The sequence below is a fragment of the Hymenobacter agri genome, from assembly GCF_054778495.1.
Genome location: NZ_BAAGZM010000590.1, coordinates 1 through 2,629 on the forward strand (window position 1 = coordinate 1; position 2,629 = coordinate 2,629).

Annotated in this window: 2 protein-coding genes; both read left to right on the forward strand. The window is 66.2% G+C overall.

Annotated features, from left to right (window positions below):
- A partial coding sequence (gene thrA / locus ACYVDE_RS19810) for a bifunctional aspartate kinase/homoserine dehydrogenase I (RefSeq protein WP_460503263.1) occupies window positions 1-1,819 on the forward strand: 1,819 nt, incomplete at its 5' end.
- 88 nt (window positions 1,820-1,907) lie between these two features.
- On the forward strand, window positions 1,908-2,629 hold a 722-nt coding region (locus tag ACYVDE_RS19815; RefSeq protein WP_460503264.1), incomplete at its 3' end, for a homoserine kinase.

The following is a 2,629-nucleotide window of genomic DNA, read 5'->3' on the forward strand; positions in this document are numbered from 1 at the left end:
CGGCGCGCTACTGGCCGCCGCGCTCGGGGCCGAGGTGCTCGAAATCTGGACCGACGTGAGCGGCATGATGACCGCCGACCCGCGCCTCGTGCGCAGCGCCCGGCCCATTGCCCACATCAGCTACCAGGAGGCTATGGAGCTGTCGCACTTCGGGGCCAAGGTGCTGTATCCGCCCACCATTCAGCCGGTGATGCAGCGAGGCATTCCGCTCTGGATTAAAAACACGTTTGCGCCCCACGACTACGGCACGCTGGTGGAAGTGGAGCCGCCGCGCACGACCGCCGTGGTACAGGGCATCTCCAGCATCGGCAACCTGGCGCTGCTGAACCTGGAGGGCAGCGGCATGGTGGGCGTGCCGGGCTTCTCGCAGCGGCTGTTTGCGGCGCTGGCCCGCGAGCGCATCAACGTGGTGCTCATCACCCAAAGCTCGTCGGAGCACTCCATTTGCGTGGGCGTGAACGAACAGGACACCACGCCCGCCCAGGCGGTAGTGGACGAGGAGTTTGCCCACGAAATCGTGGCCGGACGCATCGAGCCGCTGCGGCCCGAGCGCGGGCTGGCCATTGTGGCGCTGGTGGGCGAAAACATGAAGGACCACCCCGGCATCAGCGGCAAGCTGTTTGGGGCGCTGGGCCAGAACGGGGTGAACATCCGGGCCATCGCGCAGGGGGCTTCGGAGAAGAATATCTCGACGGTGATTCGGGCGGCCGACGTGCGCAAGGCCATCAACGTGCTGCACGAAGCCTTTTTTGAGGCCACCGTGAAGCAGGTGAACCTGTTTATTCTCGGCCCCGGCAACGTGGGCAGCAAGCTGCTCGAGCAACTGGCGCGGCAGCAGCAGCACTTGCTCGATAAGCTGGGCCTGCAGGTGCGCGTGGTGGCCATTGCCAACAGCCGCCACTGCCTGGTGAACGAAAACGGCCTCGACCTCACCGCCTGGCCCGACGAACTGGCCGCCGCCCCAGCCCTGACGCTGGCCGAATTTGCCCGGCTGATTGTGGACCGCAACCTGCGCAACTCCATCTTCGTGGACGTGACGGCCAACCCCGCCGCGGCCGACATCTACGCCGGGCTGCTGGAAAAAAGCGTGGCCGTGGTGGCCTGCAACAAAGTGGCCGCGTCGTCGGAGTACGCGCACTACGCCCGCCTCAAGGGTCTGGCCAAGGAGTTCAACACCAGCTACCTATTCGAAACCAACGTGGGCGCGGCCCTGCCCGTCATCGGCACGCTCAACGACCTTACGCGCAGCGGCGACGTGGTGCGGCGCATGGAGGCGGTGCTCTCGGGCACGCTCAACTTCGTGTTCAACAACTACGACGGCTCCCGGCCCTTCGCCGAGGTAGTGCGCCAGGCCCAGGCCGAAGGCTACACCGAGCCCGACCCGCGCCTCGACCTGAGCGGCTCGGACGTGGCCCGCAAAATCCTTATTCTGGCCCGCGAGGCCGGCCAGGTAATGGAAATGAGCGACATCGAAATCGACGGCTTCCTGCCCCCGGCCTGCCTGGCTGGCGACGTGGAAGCCTTCTACACCCAGCTGGCGGCGCACGAAAGCCATTTCCGCGCTCTCTACGATGCGGCCGCTGCCGCTGGCCAGCGCCTGAAGTTCGTGGCTCGCTACGCCGACGGCTGCGCCACCGTGGGCCTGCAGCAGGTGGCGCCCGGCCACGACCTCTACGACCTGCGCGGCAAAGACAACGTGGTGCTCTTCTACACCGACCGCTACGTGGACCAGCCGCTGGTAGTGAAAGGTGCCGGGGCCGGGGCCGAAGTCACGGCCTCCGGCGTGTTTGCCGACATTATCCGCGCCGCGCGGTTGTAGCGCGGACTTTTAGTCCGCGAGTGGTATCGTCTCAGGTTCTGAGACTGTTTTCAACTTGTTCAATCGCGGACTAAAAGTCCGCGCTACTATGCCCGATTCCGTTCTCGTTCACTCGCCCGCTACGCTCTCCAATCTGGGCTGCGGCTTCGATGTATTCGGCCTGGCCCTGACCGCCCCTTACGATACCATTCGCCTCACGCGCCGCGCCGCTCCGGGCCTCAGCATCCGCCACCTCGACCCCTACAACCTGCCCACCGACCCGGCCCGTAATGTGGCCGGCGTGGCCCTGCTGGCCCTGCTGAAAGCCGTGCCGGAAGAAACCGGCGGCTTCGACCTAGAAATCATCAAGGGCATCAAGCCGGGCAGTGGCGTGGGCAGCAGCGCGGCCAGTGCCGTGGGCGCGGTGGTGGCAGCCAATGCTCTGCTAGGCAACCGCTTCAGCCAAAAAGAGCTGGTCGATTTTGCGATGGAAGGCGAAGCCGTGGCCTCGGGCGCGCGCCACGCCGACAACATTGCCCCGGCCGTGTTCGGTGGCTTCACGGTGGTGCGGGCCCTGGAGCCGGCGCAGGATATTCTGGCTCTGCCCGCGCCGCCGTTGTGGGTAGCCGTGGTGCATCCCCAAATTGAGCTGAAAACCAGCGACTCGCGCAAAGTGCTGCCCGCTACCGTGCCGCTGGGCCTGGCCGTGCGGCAGTGGGCCAACGTGGCCGGCCTCACCGCCGGCTTCCTCACCGCCGATTACGACCTCATCGGCCGCTCGCTAACTGACTACATTGTAGAGCCGGCGCGCCTGCCGCTCATCCCCGGCCT